The organism is Streptomyces sp. NPDC050988, from assembly GCF_044456225.1.
In the GTDB taxonomy this organism is placed as follows: Bacteria; Actinomycetota; Actinomycetes; order Streptomycetales; family Streptomycetaceae; genus Streptomyces.
Genome location: NZ_JBITFQ010000028.1, coordinates 15,452 through 33,199, shown reverse-complemented (window position 1 = coordinate 33,199; position 17,748 = coordinate 15,452). Strand labels below are relative to the sequence as shown.

14 protein-coding genes are annotated in these 17,748 nt (G+C 71.1%); 7 read left to right on the top strand and 7 right to left on the bottom strand.

Features of this window, described 5'->3' with window-relative positions; all coding sequences use genetic code 11:
* Positions 1–189: 189 nt before the first annotated feature.
* Complete coding sequence (locus tag ACIBEI_RS38325; RefSeq protein WP_398895144.1) at positions 190–1,008, bottom strand: IclR family transcriptional regulator; 819 nt, start codon at positions 1,006–1,008, stop codon at positions 190–192.
* A 215-nt stretch (positions 1,009–1,223) separates the two neighbouring features.
* Here ACIBEI_RS38325 and ACIBEI_RS38320 point away from each other — a divergent pair, with 215 nt between their 5' ends.
* Together ACIBEI_RS38320 and ACIBEI_RS38315 are read left to right on the top strand one after the other, a co-directional pair.
* Positions 1,224–1,559, top strand: coding sequence for a bifunctional 3-phenylpropionate/cinnamic acid dioxygenase ferredoxin subunit (locus tag ACIBEI_RS38320; protein ID WP_398895142.1), 336 nt, complete (start codon positions 1,224–1,226; stop codon positions 1,557–1,559).
* The gene (locus ACIBEI_RS38315; RefSeq protein ID WP_398895141.1) at positions 1,556–2,740 is read left to right on the top strand and encodes an NAD(P)/FAD-dependent oxidoreductase; all 1,185 of its coding nucleotides are present in this window, start codon (positions 1,556–1,558) and stop codon (positions 2,738–2,740) included. Before ACIBEI_RS38320 ends, ACIBEI_RS38315 begins: the two co-directional genes overlap by 4 nt.
* 46 nt (positions 2,741–2,786) lie before the next feature.
* On the opposite strand, the gene ACIBEI_RS38310 is transcribed toward ACIBEI_RS38315, so the two are convergent.
* The gene (locus ACIBEI_RS38310; RefSeq protein ID WP_398895251.1) at positions 2,787–3,452 is read right to left on the bottom strand and encodes a hypothetical protein; all 666 of its coding nucleotides are present in this window, start codon (positions 3,450–3,452) and stop codon (positions 2,787–2,789) included.
* Between the two features lie 405 nt (positions 3,453–3,857).
* Here ACIBEI_RS38310 and ACIBEI_RS38305 point away from each other — a divergent pair, with 405 nt between their 5' ends.
* Genes ACIBEI_RS38305 through ACIBEI_RS38295 form a run of 3 tightly spaced genes read left to right on the top strand, consistent with a single transcriptional unit; the run spans position 3,858 to position 7,663 of the window.
* A complete protein-coding gene (locus ACIBEI_RS38305; RefSeq protein WP_398895140.1) occupies positions 3,858–6,821 on the top strand; it encodes a nitrate- and nitrite sensing domain-containing protein in 2,964 nt (987 codons plus the stop codon).
* Entirely contained in the window at positions 6,818–7,258 is a 441-nt protein-coding gene (locus ACIBEI_RS38300; RefSeq protein WP_189839795.1) for a roadblock/LC7 domain-containing protein, read from the top strand. The genes ACIBEI_RS38305 and ACIBEI_RS38300 overlap by 4 nt, the downstream gene beginning before the upstream one ends.
* 9 nt (positions 7,259–7,267) lie before the next feature.
* On the top strand, positions 7,268–7,663 hold the full coding sequence (locus tag ACIBEI_RS38295; RefSeq protein WP_398895139.1) for a DUF742 domain-containing protein: 396 nt from the start codon (positions 7,268–7,270) through the stop codon (positions 7,661–7,663).
* A gap of 64 nt (positions 7,664–7,727) precedes the next feature.
* On the opposite strand, the gene ACIBEI_RS38290 is transcribed toward ACIBEI_RS38295, so the two are convergent.
* The 4 genes from ACIBEI_RS38290 to ACIBEI_RS38275 all read right to left on the bottom strand — a co-directional run bounded on the left by ACIBEI_RS38290 (position 7,728) and on the right by ACIBEI_RS38275 (position 11,391).
* On the bottom strand, positions 7,728–8,225 hold the full coding sequence (locus ACIBEI_RS38290) for a thioesterase family protein (protein ID WP_398895138.1): 498 nt from the start codon (positions 8,223–8,225) through the stop codon (positions 7,728–7,730).
* Positions 8,222–9,223 carry a 3-hydroxyacyl-CoA dehydrogenase NAD-binding domain-containing protein gene (locus tag ACIBEI_RS38285; protein WP_398895137.1) on the bottom strand — a complete coding sequence of 334 codons (1,002 nt, stop codon included), beginning with the start codon at positions 9,221–9,223 and terminating at the stop codon, positions 8,222–8,224. Before ACIBEI_RS38285 ends, ACIBEI_RS38290 begins: the two co-directional genes overlap by 4 nt.
* Before the next feature lie 171 nt (positions 9,224–9,394).
* Positions 9,395–10,288: a 3-keto-5-aminohexanoate cleavage protein gene (locus ACIBEI_RS38280; RefSeq protein WP_200399610.1), complete on the bottom strand. Its 894-nt coding sequence runs from the start codon at positions 10,286–10,288 to the stop codon at positions 9,395–9,397.
* A gap of 227 nt (positions 10,289–10,515) precedes the next feature.
* Positions 10,516–11,391 carry an IclR family transcriptional regulator gene (locus ACIBEI_RS38275; RefSeq protein ID WP_398895136.1) on the bottom strand — a complete coding sequence of 292 codons (876 nt, stop codon included), beginning with the start codon at positions 11,389–11,391 and terminating at the stop codon, positions 10,516–10,518.
* A 239-nt stretch (positions 11,392–11,630) separates the two neighbouring features.
* Between ACIBEI_RS38275 and ACIBEI_RS38270 the strand changes: the two genes are divergently transcribed.
* Both ACIBEI_RS38270 and ACIBEI_RS38265 read left to right on the top strand, forming a co-directional pair.
* Positions 11,631–15,443 carry a hydantoinase B/oxoprolinase family protein gene (locus tag ACIBEI_RS38270; RefSeq protein WP_398895135.1) on the top strand — a complete coding sequence of 1,271 codons (3,813 nt, stop codon included), beginning with the start codon at positions 11,631–11,633 and terminating at the stop codon, positions 15,441–15,443.
* Complete coding sequence (locus tag ACIBEI_RS38265; RefSeq protein WP_398895134.1) at positions 15,424–16,029, top strand: GTP-binding protein; 606 nt, start codon at positions 15,424–15,426, stop codon at positions 16,027–16,029. Before ACIBEI_RS38270 ends, ACIBEI_RS38265 begins: the two co-directional genes overlap by 20 nt.
* Positions 16,030–16,222: 193 nt before the next feature.
* On the opposite strand, the gene glpK is transcribed toward ACIBEI_RS38265, so the two are convergent.
* On the bottom strand, positions 16,223–17,734 hold the full coding sequence (glpK, locus tag ACIBEI_RS38260) for a glycerol kinase GlpK (RefSeq protein ID WP_398895133.1): 1,512 nt from the start codon (positions 17,732–17,734) through the stop codon (positions 16,223–16,225).
* Positions 17,735–17,748 lie beyond the last annotated feature (14 nt).

Sequence of the window (17,748 nt, the reverse complement as noted above, 5' to 3'; positions counted from 1 at the left end):
CAAAATTACTCTCACCCCCCCCAGGGGCCCTAACCTGGGGGGGTTTAAACCGTTCCAACACGCACGGGGCCCAATAAATTCTACCCCCCCCCGGGGGGGGGGGGCCGGGGGGCCCCCCCCCCCCCGCTTCGTGCCGTGTTCGTCAGGCGACCGGTCTCCGGCTCCGGTTCGCGTCCGGTCCCGCTTCCGTCAGAAGCCGTATCCCATCCGGCGCGACAGGTCGGCGGCGGCAGCCACCGTGCGCTTGGCGAGATCGGGCAGGTGGTCCGAATCCAGCCGGTACACCGGACCCGAGACGCTGATCGCGCCGATCACCTTCCCGTCGTGGGCGCGCACCGGGGCGGCGGTCGCGGCCAGCCCCAGCTCCAGCTCCTCCAGGGCGAACGCGTACCCCTGATCCACCACGGCCTCCAGCTCGCCGCGCAGCGCGGCCGTACCGGTGATCGTGCGCTCGGTGAAACGCGGGAGCGGTCTGGCCAGCAGTCCTTCCCGCAGGGTTGGCGGCAGATGCCCCAGCAGCACCTTTCCGCTGGACGTGGCGTGCAGCGGGGTGCGTCTGCCCAGCCAGTTCTGCGCGGTCACGGACGCGGCGCCGCGGGCCTGCATGATGTTGACCGCCGCGTTGTCGTCCAGGACCGCGATGTTGACGGTCTCGCCCACCTCGTCCGCGAGTTCGCGGCAGACGGGCACGCCCTCCTGGGAGATGTCCAGGCGCACTGCCGCCGCCCCCGCCAGGCGTAGTACGCCGGCGCCCAGGTAGTACTTCCCGCGATCCTTGGCCTGGGCGACCAGTCCCCTGTTCTCCAGCACTCCGAGGAGCCGGAAGGCGGTGGACTTGTGCACCTCCAGCTCGTCGGCGATCTCGGTGACGCCCGCCTCGCCGAGCCGGGCGAGGATCTCCAGCACACTCACGGCGCGGTCCACGGACTGGACGGCGCTCCCCGCGCCCCTGCTCTGCTTCCCGGGTGTCTCCTCTGTGCTGTCAGCCTGCTTCTGCGTGCGGGTCATAACTCAACTCTCACCACCTGGCGGCCCGGATTGAGCCGCATCTGCCGGAAGCCCTTGACGTGACGGGCATCCCGCGCGGATTCTGTTGCGCATAGCGCTCCCTCATGCGCCATACGAAACATCATGTTACCGAAGAGTCCGTGACCGGGAAGGTCTCGGACCAGACCGGACCTGAGAGGCCCAGGACCATGGGTCCTGGACCGAGAGGGGGGCCCGTGATTCCCGTCTGCCGCCTTGATGACCTCCCCGCGGGCGAATCCGTCCGTATCGACACCACACCGCCCATCGCCGTGTTCAACGCCGACGGCGAGCTGTACGCCATCGATGACACCTGCACCCACCAGGATGCGTCCCTCTCCGAGGGCTGGCTGGAGGGTTGTCTGGTCGAATGCCCGCTCCACGCCGCGTCATTCGATCTCCGCACCGGCCGGCCGACGTGCCTTCCCGCACGCCGGGCCGTCCGCACCCACCGCGTCACCGTCGACGACGGCATGGTCCACGTCCACGTGGCGACCGAAGTGCCGGCCGAAGGGGAGGGCACGGCGGCATGAGGACCGTGACCGTCGTCGGGGCCTCGCTGTCCGGGCTGTACGCGGCCCGGGAACTGCGTGCCCAGGGGTTCGACGGGCGACTGGTGGTCGTGGGGGACGAACCGCACCGCCCCTACGACCGCCCCCCGTTGTCCAAGGACTTCCTCACCGGCCGGTCCGGCGAGGACCAACTCGCTCTCTCCGACGACGAGGAGACCACCGAACTCGACGCCGAGTGGCTGCTCGGCGTCCGCGCCCGCGGCCTGGACGTGCGCGGCCGGACCGTCCTCCTGGACGACGGCCGCACCGTCTCCACCGACGGCGTGGTCATCGCCACCGGAGCCTCGGCCCGCAGGCTCCCCGGCTGCGAACTCGCCGGAGTCCACACCCTGCGCACCCTCGACGACGCGCGTGCGCTGCGTGCCGAACTGGCCGCGGGCACCCGGCGTGTCGTGGTCATCGGCGGCGGCTTCATCGGCGCCGAGACGGCCTCCTCCTGCGCGGGACTCGGCCACGACGTCACCGTCGTCGAGGCCGCGCCCCTGCCTCTGGTGCCCCAACTCGGCCCGGAGATGGCCGCGGTGTGTGCCGGACTGCACCGGCGCGGCGGCGTCGGCCTGGTCACGGGCACCGGCGTCGCCGGGCTGCGCGGCACGGTCGCGGTCACCGGCGTGGAACTCGCCGACGGCCGGCTGCTCCCCGCCGACATCGTGATCGTCGGCATCGGAGCCACCCCGAACACCGACTGGCTGGCGGGCTCGACCCTCGCACTGCACGACGGAGTGCTGTGCGACGACGGCTGCGTGACCGGTCTGCCGCAGGTGGTCGCCGTCGGTGACGTCGCCCGTGTCGGCGGCACCCGCGCCGAACACTGGACCAGCGCCACCGAACAGCCCCGGGTCGCCGTGCGCAACCTCCTCGCGGGACACACGGCGGAGACCGTGCGCCCACTGCCCTACTTCTGGTCCGACCAGTACGGAGCGCGGATCCAGTTCGCCGGACGGCGGCTCGACACCGACACCGTCCGGATCACGGAGGGCGGCGTCAGCGACGACGCACCCGACGCGGGAGGCTTTCTCGCCCTGTACGAGCGGGACGGCCGGACGACCGCGGTGCTCTCCGTGGACCGGCCACGGCCGTTCATGCGCGCCCGGCGCGAACTCGGGCGCGGGGTGACGGTGGCGGAGGCGGCCGTCTCCTAGCGAGGGAGGGCTGCCGCCGTGTCCTGGTGGGAGAGGGGCGCCGACCCTAGGAGTGCGACAACTGGCCCGCGCCGCCGCCCTGTCGGCGTATCCGCTCCTTGGCCCGCTCCGACGCGCGCTCCTGGCGCCGTGCCCTGCGCCGCTCGCGCCGCAGGGCACGAGCCGTGCTGCTGGGCACCGACACCACGCCGTTGCGCTGGTTCCACACCTGGCGCGTCACCCAGACGTCCAGGGCGCCCCAGGTGGCCACGACCGTGCTCGCCACGCTGCTCAGCACCATGGGGAACGCGAGCCAGGAACCGGCCAGCGTGCACAGGAAGGCGACCATCGCCTGGATCAGCGTGACGGCGATGATGATGACGGCCCGCACCGCGGACGCCCGCACGGGATCGGGCAGCCTGCGCCTGGTCGCGGGCTCCTCGACCCACAACTGCCGGTAGTACCCCTGCTCTTCGGCCTCCGCCTCGGCCTCCATGGCGGCTTCCGCCCCGGCCTTCATGGCGGCTTCCGCCTCGGCGCTCATGACGGCTTCCGCCCGGGTCTCCGTCTCGGCCCCTGTCAGGGACCTCCTCTCGGCCGCCCTCACCGGGATGTCGGCCGGAATGTCGTGATCCGGTGCCTGTGGACCCCGCCGCGCCTCCGTGGCTTCCGCGACGCCCGTCCCCGCTGTCCCGTGCCGCTCCGCCGTGCCCATCAACTCGTCACTCCCCAACCGCCCGACAACCGCCTGCTCCGGAGTCACGAGAACCCCGGCTCCCCATTGGCTGCCCGGCTTGCGCTGTTTTACGCTGCCTGGGCGCGGCATGCGGCACCTGCTGCCGTTTCCGCCTCCAACTTCCGTACAGACAGACGATCGACGTAAGCCGAAGATTCCCGCCGACCGTAAAATTCCGGCCAACTGGCCCACTATGCGGACCGGATGGCGTCCGGTGTCCCGTGTCGGAATCGGGGAGGCAATCTCCCGCAATGACCGGACAACTGCCGATGTCCTGTTACGGTCCCGGAACGAGTCGGTCCGGACAGGCCTTCGAGATACCACTGTGTCGGTAGTAGGCTCACGCCGTTTGTTGACGCACATGTGTGCCCCCGGTCGCCGGGGGCCGAGCTGGGGGAGGCCATGCGCTTTCGCGGGAAGTCCATCCGCCGGAAGATCGTGGCGCTGTTGCTCGTGCCGCTGGTTTCCCTGACCGGGATCTGGGGCTTCGCCACCGTACTCACGGGGCGCGAGGTCAACCAGCTGTTCGACACGACGTTCATCGTCCAGGAGATCGGCTATCCGACCGAGGACGTCATCAGCGTCCTACAGGACGAGCGCCGCCAGACGCTCGTCTATCTCGCCGACCCCAGGGCCTCCGAGGCGCTCGCCGATCTGCGGCGCACCCGGACCGCCACCGACGAGGTCGTGTCGAAGATCCGCAGGAACGCCAAGGACGGCGATCTGCGGGACGAGATGGGCGCGGAGACCACCGAGCGGCTCACCGCGATCCTGGACGCCTTCGACGGCGTCGGTCCGCTGCGCCAGAGCGTCGAGGACGGCACCGTCACCCGCCTTCAGGCCCTCGACCTCTACAACCGCCTGGTGGAGCCCTGTTACACCCTCCTGACCAACCTTCAGGTCCTCGACAACGTGGACGTGGACAAGCAGGCCCGCGCCCTCGTCAACATGTCGCGCGCCCGTGAACTGCTCGCCCGTGAGGACGCCCTCCTCGGCTCCGCCCTCGTCGTCGGCCGGGTCACCCGCGAGGAGGCCCGCGACGTCTCCGACCTCGTCGCCCAGCGCACGCTGATGTACGAGGTCGGCCTGCCGCTGCTGCCCAACGCCGAGCGCGCACGCTACGACCGCTACTGGAAGAACGCCGCCACCGCACCGCTGCGCGTGGCCGAGCAGTCCGTCATCGCCTCCGCACCCGGCGAGCCCCGCGGAGTCACCGCGAAGAGCTGGGACGGCGTCGCGGGCGACGTCCTCGACGGGCTCGACAAGCTCAACACCCAGGCGGGCGACCGCTTCCAGGACCGCGTGCGCCCCGTGGCGATCGGCGTCATCGTCAAGGCAGGCGTCGCCGGAGTGCTGGGTCTGGCCGCGCTGCTGGTCTCGCTCTTCATGTCCGTACGCATCGGCCGCAGCCTCGTCCGCGACCTGCGCCGGCTCCGCCAGGAGGCCCACGAGACCGCCGGCGTACGGCTGCCCAGCGTGATGCGCCGCCTCTCCGCGGGCGAACAGGTCGACGTGGAGACCGAGGTCCCGCGCCTGGAGTACGAGAAGAACGAGATCGGCGAGGTCAGCCAGGCCCTCAACATCCTCCAGCGGGCCGCCGTCGAGGCCGCCGTCAAACAGTCCGAGCTGCGCAGCGGTGTCTCCGAGGTCTTCGTGAACCTCGCCCGCCGCAGCCAGGTCCTGCTGCACAAGCAGCTCACCCTGCTCGACACCATGGAGCGCAGGACCGACGACACCGACGAACTCGCCGACCTGTTCCGCCTCGACCACCTGACGACCCGTATGCGTCGGCACGCCGAGGGCCTGGTGATCCTCTCCGGCGCCGCCCCGTCCCGGCAGTGGCGCAAACCCGTCCAGCTGATGGACGTCGTACGCGCCGCCGTCGCCGAGGTCGAGGACTACGAGCGCATCGAGGTACGGCGGCTGCCGCGGATGGCCGTCACCGGGTCCGCGGTCGCCGACGTCACCCACCTGGTGGCCGAACTCCTGGAGAACGCCACGGTGTTCTCGCCGCCGCACACGGCCGTCCAGGTGCTCGGCGAGCGCGTCGCCAACGGCTTCACCCTGGAGATCCACGACCGCGGCCTCGGCATGGCCGCGGAGGCGCTCCTCGACGCCAACCTGCGGCTCGCCGAGACCCCCGAGTTCGAACTCTCGGACACCGACCGGCTCGGTCTCTTCGTGGTCAGCCGGCTCGCCCAGCGGCAGAACGTCCGCGTCTCGCTGCAGCCGTCCCCGTACGGCGGCACCACCGCGGTGGTCTTCGTCCCGGACGCGCTCCTCTCGGACGACGTGCCCGACACCAACGGCATGGGCTTCCGGCTCGACCGAGCGCTCCCTTCGAAGAAGGACGGCGACGAGGGCCGTACGGCGGCCCTGTCCCAGGTGCCGGTCACGCTGCCCGGCCGGACCGCCTCGATGCTGGACGGACCCGTCGAACTGGAGGCGCCCGTCGGTCTGGACGCCCTCGGCGACTTCCCGGACCCTCTCGAAGACCAGGACGGCGAACGCGGCGGCATCTTCCGCCCGCGCCGCTCCATCGCCGGGGTACCGGGGGACCAGCAGCAGGTACGGCAGGATCCGCGCGAGCCGTCGCACGCCGAAGGCGACGCCGATGAGCCGTCCGGCGCGCCCGTACAGCTCCCGCGCCGCCGGGCTCCCAAGCTCGTCAGCTCCCATGGGCGCCCCGTGACCCAGACCAAGACACGGCGCGACGAGGCGACGGACCGCGCGGACGCCGACGAGGTGACGGAACCGCCCCAGGCGACCCGGGAGTCGTCCGAGCGGCCCGGCGTGTTGGAGGACCTGCCGAAGCGGTCGAGGAGCGTCAGGCGAGGACCGTCCCGCCGGGGACCCGCGGACGACTGGCCCGGAGCCGCCGAATCGGCGGACGGCGCTGTGGAGCGCCGTCAGGCCCTCGGACGCGGCGGCGGCCCCAGCGGCCCGGTGGGCCCCGGCGAGGCGCTCACACGCGGACCTGAGGCCGTCGAAGGCCGACGGGACGCAGACGCCCCGGCCCTTCCCCAGCGCGCCTCGCGTCGCGGCGCCGAGTCCGGCGGCACCCATCCCGGTACTCCGGCCGGCGGCGGAACGCGCCCCGGCGCGGCTGCCGGAGGCGGCACCGGCGCGTTGCCCCGCCGTGTACGGCAGGCCAATCTGGCCCCACAGCTCAAGGAGGGTCCCGACCGGCGGGCCGCGCACGACGCGGTCCGCGGGGCGGACCCCACGGAGCGCGACGCGGACGAAGTACGCAACCGTATGGCCTCGCTCCAGCGCGGCTGGCGACGCGGCCGTGAGGAGAACGCCGAGGGCGACGAGGCCCAGGACGGCACAGCACCAGGAACGACTAAGGGAGACGGTCGATGACCGCACCGAAGGCCGCCGGCCACACCACGACCAGCACGTCGACGGGGGAACTGAACTGGCTCCTCGACGACTTGGTGGCGCGTGTCGCCAGCATCCGCAAAGCACTCGTGCTCTCCGGGGACGGCCTCCCCACGGGGGTCTCCACCGACCTGACGAGGGAGGACAGCGAACATCTGGCGGCCGTCGCCTCCGGGTTCCACAGCCTCGCCAAGGGCGTCGGACGGCACTTCGAGGCGGGCAGCGTCCGCCAGACCATCGTCGAGCTGGACGAGGCCTTCCTGTTCGTCACGGCGGCGGGCGACGGCAGCTGCCTCGCGGTCCTCTCCGACTCCGACTCCGATGTCGGACAGGTCGCGTACGAGATGACACTGCTGGTCAAGAGGGTCGGCGCACATCTGGCCGCCGCTCCGCGCACCGAATTGCCCTCGGGCGGGTAGTGGGATGGCATGAGCGGAGACAGTCAGGGGATGTCCCACTGGTTCGACGACGAGGCCGGACCGGTGGTCCGTCCGTATGCCATGACACGCGGCCGCACCACCAGCGCGGCCCAGCACCGCCTCGACCTGATCGCGGTGGTCGTGACCGAGCTGCACGCCGAGGACCCGGAGGCGGACCATTCGCTGTCTCCGGAGCACGTGGACATCGTCGGGCTCTGCCGTGACGCCCCCCAGTCGGTCGCCGAACTCTCCGCCGAACTCGACCTGCCCGTTGGAGTGGTACGCGTCCTCATCGGCGACCTCGTGGACGAGGAGCTGGTCCATGTGACACGTCCGGTGCCACCCGCCGAACTGCCGGACGAAAGCATTCTCCGCGATGTGATCAGCGGCCTACGGGCCCTGTGACGAGACACGGGGGCCCGGCCGATCCGGGCCTCCGCGTCAGGCGACCCTGGCGACCCCGGTGACGTCAGACGACCGGGGCGATGGCACGCCCAGCCCACGCGGGCGCCGTCTCCACCAGCGGGGCGAGCCGGTCGCGGACGCCCGCCGGGAACGGGGTGGCCCGTCCGGCCTTCTGGTCCACATGCAGGGCGAGCATTTCCGACGTGGCGACCACGGCGGCGTTCGCGTCAGGTGCGGCGTCCGCGTCAGGTGCAGCGTCCGCCGCGTCCAGGACGTACATCTCGTGAGTGAAGTGCGCCTTCCTGCCGCCCGCCCCGAGAATCCGGGTGCGGACACCCAGGTGGGCCCCCTCGGGTACGTCCCGCAGATAGCGGATGTGCGACTCGACCGTGTAGAGCGAACAGCCGCTGTCCGCGCGGTACATGGCGTCCATCCCCGTCGCGTCCATCATCGCGTCGGTGGCGTGGCCGAAGACGAGAACGTAGAACGCCTCGCTCAAGTGCCCGTTGTAGTCGATCCACTCGGGGCGCACGGTCTCGCGGAAGAGGGGCAGGGGCGTCATCGCGCGCCGGTCCCGGGCAGCCGGCCGGTGGCGCGCAGCACGTCTATGACCCCTTGGTCGCGCTCCGCGACGAGGTCCGCGACGGTCCGTCCGTCGGAGGTGTCCTCGCAGCCGGCGACCACGGCGTCGTAGAGGGCCCGGTCCAGCTCAGGGGCCTCCAGCCGGGTCCACGGGGACTTCAGGGACGGGCCGAAGTGGTCCAGCATGTGCGCCATGCCGCCCTCCCCGCCGGCCAGCGCGAAGGTGAGCATCGGGCCCATGAACGCCCAGCGCAGACCGGGGCCCTCGGTGATGGACCGGTCTATCTCACGCACCGTCGCCTCGCCGTTGGCGACCATGTGCAGGGCCTCCCGCCACAGCGCCTCCTGGAGACGGTTGGCGATGAAGCCGGGGACCTCGCGCTCCATGGTGATCACGGACTTGCCCGCCACCTCGTAGAAGCGGGAGGCCCACTCGACCGCCGCCGTGTCCGTGCGCTCGCCGCCGACGACTTCGACGAGCGGGATGAGGTACGGCGGATTGAAGGGGTGGCCGACGACCAGCCGGCCCGGGGTGACGGCCTCCGTCTGCATGTCCGTCATCGGATAGCCGGACGTGGACGAGGCGATGACGATCCCGGCGGGCGTCGCCGCGTCCAGTTTCGCCAGCAGCTCGCGCTTGAGGTCCAGTTGCTCCGGGGCGCTCTCCTGCACGAACTGGGCCTCCGACACCGCCTCTTCGAGCGTGTCGGTGACTGTCAGACGGGCCGGGGAGGCGCCCGGGGCGAGGCCCAGCTGCTCCAGCGCGGGCCACGCGGCGTCCACGAGACGGCGCAGCCGTGCCCCGGCGTCGGGCGCCGGGTCCCACGCCCTGACGACGTACCCGCGGGCCAGGAAGTGGGCGACCCAGCCGCCGCCGATGACCCCGGCACCGACGCAGGCCACCGTGCGTACGTCCTGGGGGGCGGGCCGGGGCACGGAGGTCCGTGCGGTGTCGGGGGAGTCTGAAGTGTGGGGCACCAAGGGCTCCTTGAGGGCTCGGCGTGGCGGGACGGCGTGTCGGGGCGGCGGCTGTTGGCCGGTGGTTTGCGGGGCGCGCGGCCTGGGTGGGGCGCGAGGCCCCGATGGGGCGCGCGGTCGGCGCGCTCCGCGCTCCGCGGGTCAGCCACGTGGCCTGAGGCCGAGCGCGGGTCAGCCACGTGGCTTGAGGCCGAGTTTCAGCCGGGCCTCGTCCGGCGTCGCGACGCGCGCCCCCATCGCCTCGACGATCGTCACCGCCCGCTCGACCAGCTGCGCGTTGGTCGCCTTGACGCCCTTGCCCAGGTAGAGGTTGTCCTCCAGACCGACCCGTACGTGTCCGCCGAGCAGCACCGACTGGGCGACCCACGGCATCTGCATCCGCCCGAGGGCGAAGCTGGCCCACTGGGCGCCCTCCGGCAGCATGTTCACCATCGACTGCAGTACGCCCGGATCGGCGGGCGCGCCCCACGGGATGCCCATGCACAGCTGGAAGACGGTCGGATCGTCCAGCAGCCCCTCCGTGCGCAACTGCTTGGCGAACCAGAGGTGCCCCGTGTCGAAGATCTCCAACTCGGGCCGTACGCCCAGCTCCTGGATGCGCCTCGCCCCCGTACGGAGCATGTCCGGGGTGGAGACGTAGAGGTTCGAGCCGTCGCCGAAGTTGAGGGAGCCGCAGTCCAGGGTGCAGATGTCGGGCAGCAGGTCCTCGACGTGCGGCAACCGGTCGAGTCCGCCCACGAGGTCGGTGCCGGGCAGATGCCGCAACGGCTCCTCCGGGTCGATGACCAGGTCGCCGCCCATGCCCGCGGTCAGGTTGACGACAACGTCCGTGCCGGTCTCCCTGATGCGCTCGACGACCTCCCGGTACAGCCGCGGGTCACGGGAGGGCGCCCCCGTCTCCGGATCGCGCACGTGGATGTGGACGGCGGCCGCTCCGGCATCCGCGGCCTCGACGGCGGAGCGGGCTATCTGCTCGGGGGTCACGGGGACGTGCGGGCTCTTCCGCACGGTGTCGCCGGCACCGGTGAGGGCGCACGTGATGATGACGTCCTGGTTCATGGTCATACGGAGGCCTCCGCTGCGCGGGGGTGGGTTTTAGGTGGAGTAGTTGCTCGCATTGCGTTCGTGCGTCGCACATAACGAACATGCCGTCTGTGGCCGCCGTCCGTCAAGGGCGCCCGACCGCGGCACCGGCACGGGCGCCGCGCCGCCGTCGGTACGGGTCCCGCGGCCGACACCGGCCCACCAGCGGTGCCTGCCCACCCCCGGAGCCGGCAGCTCGCCCGGAGGTGTCACAACGCCCGCGCCGCCCGAGCCACCTCCTCGGCCGCACCGCACGCCAGCACACCCAGCGCCGGGAAGCGTGACTCGGGCACCCGGTCCTGCGGTCCCCAGATGCTGAGCACGGCGAACGGCCGGTCACGGGCGCCGAGAACGGGCGCGGACACCCCGTACAGATTCCGCTCCATCTCGCCCGCGCACACGCTGTATCCGCGCTCCCGCGTCTCGGCCAGCTCCGCGCGCAGCCGCCCCCGGTCGGCGACCGTCGTGTCGGTGTACGCGGTCAGGGGCTCGGCCAGCAGCGCGTCCACCTCTTCCGCCGGCAACCAGGCCAGCAGCGCCTTGCCGGTCGAGGTGGCGTGCAGTGGCGCCTGCCGCCCTAGCCACTTGGCACTGAGGACCACCGGGGGAGTCACCTCGTCGACGTACGTCAGCCCGAGCTGCTGCACCACCGCGAGGTTGGCCGTCTCGCCCGTCTGCTCGCTGACCTGGCGCAGGATGCCGTGGGAGCGCCGGATGAGCCCGTCGAACCCGGCGGCCGAGGCCAACCGGGCGACCGCGAAGCCCACGGTGTAACGGCTGGTCAGCGGATCGCGCTCGACCAGCCCGTACTGCTCCATGGTGGACAGCAGCCGCCAGGCCGTGGCCCGGTTGAGCCCGCAGCGGCTCGCGAGGTTCGTCGCCGTGTCGCCGTCCGGCGCGCTGTCCGCCGTCGCCTCCAGCAGGGTGATCGCCCGCTCCAGGGACTGGACCTTGCCGGACGATCCGCCGGACTCGGCGAGGCGTGAGGCGGTGCTGTCCGTGCCGTCCGTACCGTCCGTGCCGTCGGCGGTGCCGGTGGTGCCGACGGTGCTGTCGTCTGCGTGAGGGGGCTTGGGTGTACGCATTTCCTTGGCTCCTGACGGTACCGGCCTGAGTTCGGTCCAGCTTCTCATCATTCGTGCAGCTGTCGCGCTATGTGAATAACCAAGAGGCCGGGAGCAAGGTCGGCCATGGTGCCTGCGCCGAGAAGCGCCCCCCGCTCCGGATCGAACGCCGAGGTGCCGGACCCCGATATGATCTGACCGATCGTCGAAAGGCACCTCCGGCTCAGGGTTCGGAGCAGCGCGACATCGGGGAGACGGACGTGAAGGGCTGGCAGTTCTGGGTCGACCGCGGTGGCACCTTCACCGATGTCGTCGCCCAGCGCCCCGACGGGCGGCTGCTCACCCGCAAACTCCTCTCGGACAACCCGTCCCGGTACGCCGACGCGGCCGTGGCAGGCATCCGCGAACTCCTCACCGAAGCCGGTGACGTCCCCACAGGACGGGCGGCCGAGCAGGACCCCGGTCACCAGAACGGCCTACCGGTGGAATCCGTTCGTATGGGCACCACCGTCGCCACCAACGCCCTCCTGGAGCGCAAGGGCGAACGCACCCTCCTCGTCGTCACCCGCGGCTTCCGCGACGTGCTGCGGATCGCCTATCAGAACCGCCCACGGATCTTCGCCCGCGAGATCGAACTCCCCGAACTGCTCCACGAACGCGTCATCGAGGTCGACGAACGCATCGCCGCCGACGGCACCGTCCTGCGCGCACCCGACCTCGACGCCCTCGCCGGGCCCCTCCAGGAGGCGTACGACGCCGGAATCCGCGCCGTCGCCGTCGTCTGCATGCACAGCCACCTCCACCCCGCCCACGAACAGGCCGTCGGCGAGCTGGCCTCCCGCACCGGCTTCCCGCAGATCTCGCTCTCCAGCGAGGTCAGCCCCCTGATGAAACTCGTCCCGCGCGGTGACACGGCCGTCGTCGACGCCTATCTGTCGCCCGTCCTGCGCCGCTACGTCCAGCACGTCGCCGACGAACTCCGCGGCGTACGGCTGATGTTCATGCAGTCCAATGGCGGCCTCGCCGAAGCCGGACAGTTCCGCGGCAAGGACGCCATCCTCTCCGGGCCGGCCGGCGGCATCGTCGGCATGGCACGGATGTCCCAGCTGGCCGGTTTCGACCGCGTCATCGGGTTCGACATGGGCGGCACGTCCACGGACGTCTCGCACTTCGCGGGCGAGTACGAACGTGTCTTCACCACCCAGATCGCCGGTGTTCGGCTCCGCGCGCCCATGCTGGACATCCACACCGTCGCCGCGGGCGGCGGATCCGTCCTCCACTTCGACGGCTCCCGCTACCGCGTAGGGCCGGACTCGGCGGGAGCGGCCCCTGGCCCCGCCTGCTATCGCGGGGGTGGGCCGCTCACCGTCACCGACGCCAACGTGGCCCTCGGCCGGATCCAACCCGCCCATTTCCCCAGGGTGTTCGGCCCGGACGGCGACCAGTCGCTCGACGACGCCCTCGTCCGGGACCGCTTCACCGTCCTCGCCGACGAGATCCGCGAACGGACCGGCGACGACCGCACCCCCGAGCAGGTCGCCGAGGGCTATCTGCAGATCGCCGTGGCCAACATCGCCAACGCCGTGAAGCGCATCTCGGTCCAGAAGGGCCACGACGTCACCCGCTACGCGCTGACCACCTTCGGCGGTGCGGGCGGCCAGCACGCGTGCATGGTCGCCGACTCGCTCGGCATCCGCACGGTCCTCGTGCCGCCCATGGCCGGGGTGCTCTCGGCGCTCGGCATCGGGCTCGCCGACACCACGGCCATGCGCGAACAGTCCGTCGAGGCGCCCCTGGAAGCCTCCGCGATGCCGGGCATCCTCAAGACCGCCGACGGCCTGGAGGGCGCGGCCCGCGCCGAACTCCTCGCCGAGGACGTCCCCGAGGACCGCATCCGGGTCACCCGCCGGGCCCAGCTGCGCTATGACGGCACGGACACGGCACTCACCGTCGAGCTGACCGAGCCCGACGCCATGACCCGCACCTTCGAAGACCGCCATCGCGCCACCTACTCCTTCACCCTCGACCGTCCGGTCGTCGTCGAAGCCCTCTCCGTGGAAGCCACCGGTCTCACCGAACCCCCCGATCTCTCCGCCCTCGCCACCCCGAACTCCGCGCCCGGCACCCCGGAGACGGTCAGCCTCCACACCGGCGGCACCTGGCGCGACGTACCCCTGCGCCGCCGCGAGGAACTGCCCCCGGGCGACACCGTCACGGGCCCCGCGATCATCACCGAGGCCAGCTCGACGACCGTCGTCGACGACGGCTGGCAGGCGGCCATGACCGACGACGGGCATCTGGTCATGGAACGCGTGGCGGTCACGGAGAGTTCCGATCTCGGCACGGAAGTCGACCCTGTTCTCCTCGAAGTCTTCAACAACCTCTTCATGGCCATCGCCGAACAGATGGGCGCCCGCCTGGAGTCCACCGCCCAGTCCGTCAACATCAAGGAGCGCCTCGACTTCTCCTGCGCGCTCTTCGACCCCGACGGCAACCTGGTCGCCAACGCCCCCCATATCCCAGTGCACTTGGGCTCGATGGGCACCAGCGTCAAGGAGGTCATCCGCCGCCGCGGCGACAGCATGCGCCCCGGTGACACGTACGCGGTCAACGACCCGTACCACGGCGGCACCCACCTCCCCGACGTCACGGTGATCACTCCGGTCTTCGACACGGAGGGTGACGGCACGGAGGGCGGCGACGATACGGAAGGCGACGGTACAGACGGCGGCGCCGACGGCGGGCGCATCCTCTTCTACGTCGCCTCGCGCGGCCACCACGCGGAGATCGGCGGCATCGCGCCCGGGTCCATGCCCGCCAACAGCGCCACCATCGAGGAGGAGGGCATCCTCTTCGACAACTGGCTGCTCGTGGAGGGCGGCCGCCTCAGGGAGTCCGAGACCCGAAACCTCCTCACCGAGGCGCCCCACCCCTCGCGCAACCCGACGACCAACCTCGCCGACCTGCGCGCCCAGATCGCCGCCAACCAGAAGGGCGTCGACGAAGTCGCCCGTATGATCGAGCACTTCGGGCTCGACGTCGTCCAGGCGTACATGAAGCACGTCCAGGACAACGCCGAAGAGGCGGTCCGCCGCGTCATCGACACCCTTGAAGACGGAGAGTTCGCCTACGAGACCGACTCCGGTGCCGTGATCCGGGTCCACGTCTCCGTAGACCGCGAAAAACGCTCCGCGAAGGTCGACTTCACGGGTACGTCCCCGCAGCTCGCCACCAACTTCAACGCACCGTTCGCGGTGGTCAACGCGGCCGTCCTGTATGTCTTCCGCACCCTGGTCGCCGACGACATCCCGCTCAACGACGGCTGTCTGCGGCCCCTCGACATCGTCGTACCGCCCGGCTCGATGCTCGCCCCGCGGCCACCTGCCGCCGTAGTGGCGGGAAATGTGGAGACGTCACAGGCGATCACCGGCGCCCTGTACGGTGCTCTCCGGGTGCAGGCCGAGGGCTCCGGCACCATGAACAACGTCACCTTCGGCAACGAGCGGTACCAGTACTACGAGACCGTGGCCTCCGGGTCCGGTGCGGGCGACGGCTTCCCCGGCGCGCCCGTCGTACAGACCCACATGACCAACTCACGACTCACGGACCCCGAGGTCCTGGAGTGGCGACTGCCGGTCCAGCTCGACGAGTTCGCCGTACGACGCGGCAGCGGCGGGGCCGGACGGTGGCGGGGCGGTGACGGTGCCGTACGCCGCATCCGGTTCCACGAGCCGATGACCGTCTCCACGCTCTCCCAGCACCGCAGGGTCCCGCCCTACGGTATGGCGGGCGGCGAACCCGGGACGCTGGGCGCCAACCGCGTCGAGCGCGCGGACGGCACGGTCACCGAACTCGCCGGGAGCGACGCGGCCGAGGTCGGACCCGGCGACGTGCTGGTCATCGAAACACCTGGAGGCGGCGGATACGGGCCGCCACCGCCCGGCACCACCGAAGCAGGCTCCACCGCTGAACCAGGCTCCACCACCCGAGCAGGCTCCACCGATGCAAGCTCCACCGAAGCACGCGACACCACTGAAGCAGGAGAAGAGAACGATGATCTTCGGGCGCACTGAGCGCGGCAAGGCCCCCGTCGAGCCCGTCACGCTCAAGATCCTCGTGGCGGGCGGCTTCGGCGTGGGCAAGACGACCATGGTCGGCGCCGTCAGCGAGATCAAGCCGCTGCGCACCGAGGAGTTGCTGACCGAGGCGGGACGTCCCGTCGACGACACCAGCGGTGTGGAGGGCAAGCACACCACCACGGTCGCCATGGACTTCGGCCGCATCACGCTCCGCGAGGACCTGGTGCTGTACCTCTTCGGGACGCCCGGTCAGAACCGCTTCTGGTTCCTGTGGGACGAACTCGCCACCGGCGCCCTGGGCGCTGTCGTCCTCGCCGACACGCGCCGCCTGGAGGACTGCTTCGCCGCCGTCGACTACTTCGAGCGCCGGTCCATACCGTTCGTGGTGGGCGTCAACTGCTTCGAGGGCGCGGCCCGTTACCCCATCGATGACGTCCGCCAGGCTCTCGACCTGGACCCCGGAGTCCCCGTCGTCCTGTGCGACGCGCGCGGCCGGGAGTCGGTCAAGGAGGTCCTCATCGAGGTCGTCCAGCACGCGATGGCGTACGCCGCGGCGAACCGCCAGACCGTCAATACCTGAGACACCGGCCGGCGGCCCCGACCGGGCCGGGCAGCCGGTAGCGGTACGAGCAGCCGATCCGGCACGAGCACGAGTACGACCCGTACCCCCGCCGACAGGGGTACGGGCCGCAGTCCTCAGGCACTGCCGATGGGCCGCACGCGCGCGTGGACATCGAGGCCCACGCGCGCGTGGGCCTCGAAAAAGGGCCGGGTCAGCCCTCGCCGTCCTCGTGCCAGCCGAAGCTCTTCTCCACCGCCTTGCGCCAGTTGTGGTACTCGCGGTCGCGGACGGACGCCTCCATGCCGGGCGTCCACTCGACGTCCTTCTGCCAGTGCGTCTTCAGCTCGTCGAGGTCGTTCCACACCCCGGTCGCCAGACCGGCCGCGTACGCCGCTCCCAGGCAGGTCGTCTCGGAGACCTTCGGGCGGATCACAGGCACCCCGAGCACATCCGCCTGGTGCTGCATCAGCAGATTGTTCTTGGTCATGCCGCCGTCCACCTTCAGGGTGGTGATCTGCACCCCGGAGTCCTGGAACATCGCGTCCACGACCTCACGTGTCTGCCAGCTCGTGGCTTCCAGGACGGCCCGCGCGAGGTGCCCCTTCGTGACGTACCTGGTCAGCCCGGTGACGACACCGCGCGCGTCCGAGCGCCAGTAGGGCGCGAACAGGCCCGAGAACGCGGGCACGATGTACGCGCCGCCGTTGTCGTCGACGCTCGCGGCGAGGGTCTCGATCTCGTCGGCGCTACGGATGATGCCGAGCTGGTCGCGGAACCACTGCACCAGCGCCCCGGTGATCGCGATGGACCCTTCGAGGCAGTAGACCGGCGCCTCCGTGCCGATCTTGTACCCCATCGTGGTCAGCAGCCCGTTCTTCGAGGGCACGGGCCGGTTCCCGGTGTTGAGCAGCAGGAAGCTGCCCGTTCCGTACGTGTTCTTTGCCGTGCCCACGTCGTAGCAGGCCTGTCCGAACACCGCCGCCTGCTGGTCGCCCAGCGCCGACGCCACCGGGACGCCCGCGAGTTGGCCCACGGCGGTCCCGTACACCTCGGACGAGGACTTGATCTCCGGGAGGACCGCCTCGGGGACGTTCATCGCGGAGAGGATGGACTGGTCCCACTGGAGTGTTTCGAGGTTCATCAGCATGGTGCGGCCGGCGTTGGTCACGTCGGTGACGTGCTTTCCGCCGTCGGTGCCGCCGGTGAGGTTCCAGATCAGCCAGGAGTCGATCGTGCCGAAGGCGATCTCGCCGCGTTCGGCGCGGGCCCGCAGCCCCGGCACGTTGTCGAGCAGCCAGGCCGCCTTGGGCCCGGAGAAGTAGCTGGCCAGGGGCAGTCCGGTCTGCTCACGGAAACGGTCCTGCCCGTCCGAGCCGCCGAGTTCGTTGCAGAGCGCGGAGGTACGGGTGTCCTGCCAGACGATCGCGTTGTGCACGGGCTTGCCCGTGGCGCGGTCCCACAGGACCGTCGTCTCGCGCTGGTTGGTGATCCCCAGCGCGCTGAGCTGGTCGGCGCGGAGCCCCGCCTTCGCGAGCGCGCCCGCGACCACGGCCTGCACCTTCGACCAGATCTCGGTGGCGTCGTGCTCCACCCAGCCCGGCTTGGGGAAGATCTGGCGGTGCTCGCGCTGGTCGACGGCGACGATGGCGCCGTCCTGGTTGAAGACGATGCAGCGGCTGGACGTGGTGCCCTGGTCGATTGCGGCGACGAACTTGTCCGTCATGACGTCCCCTTCGT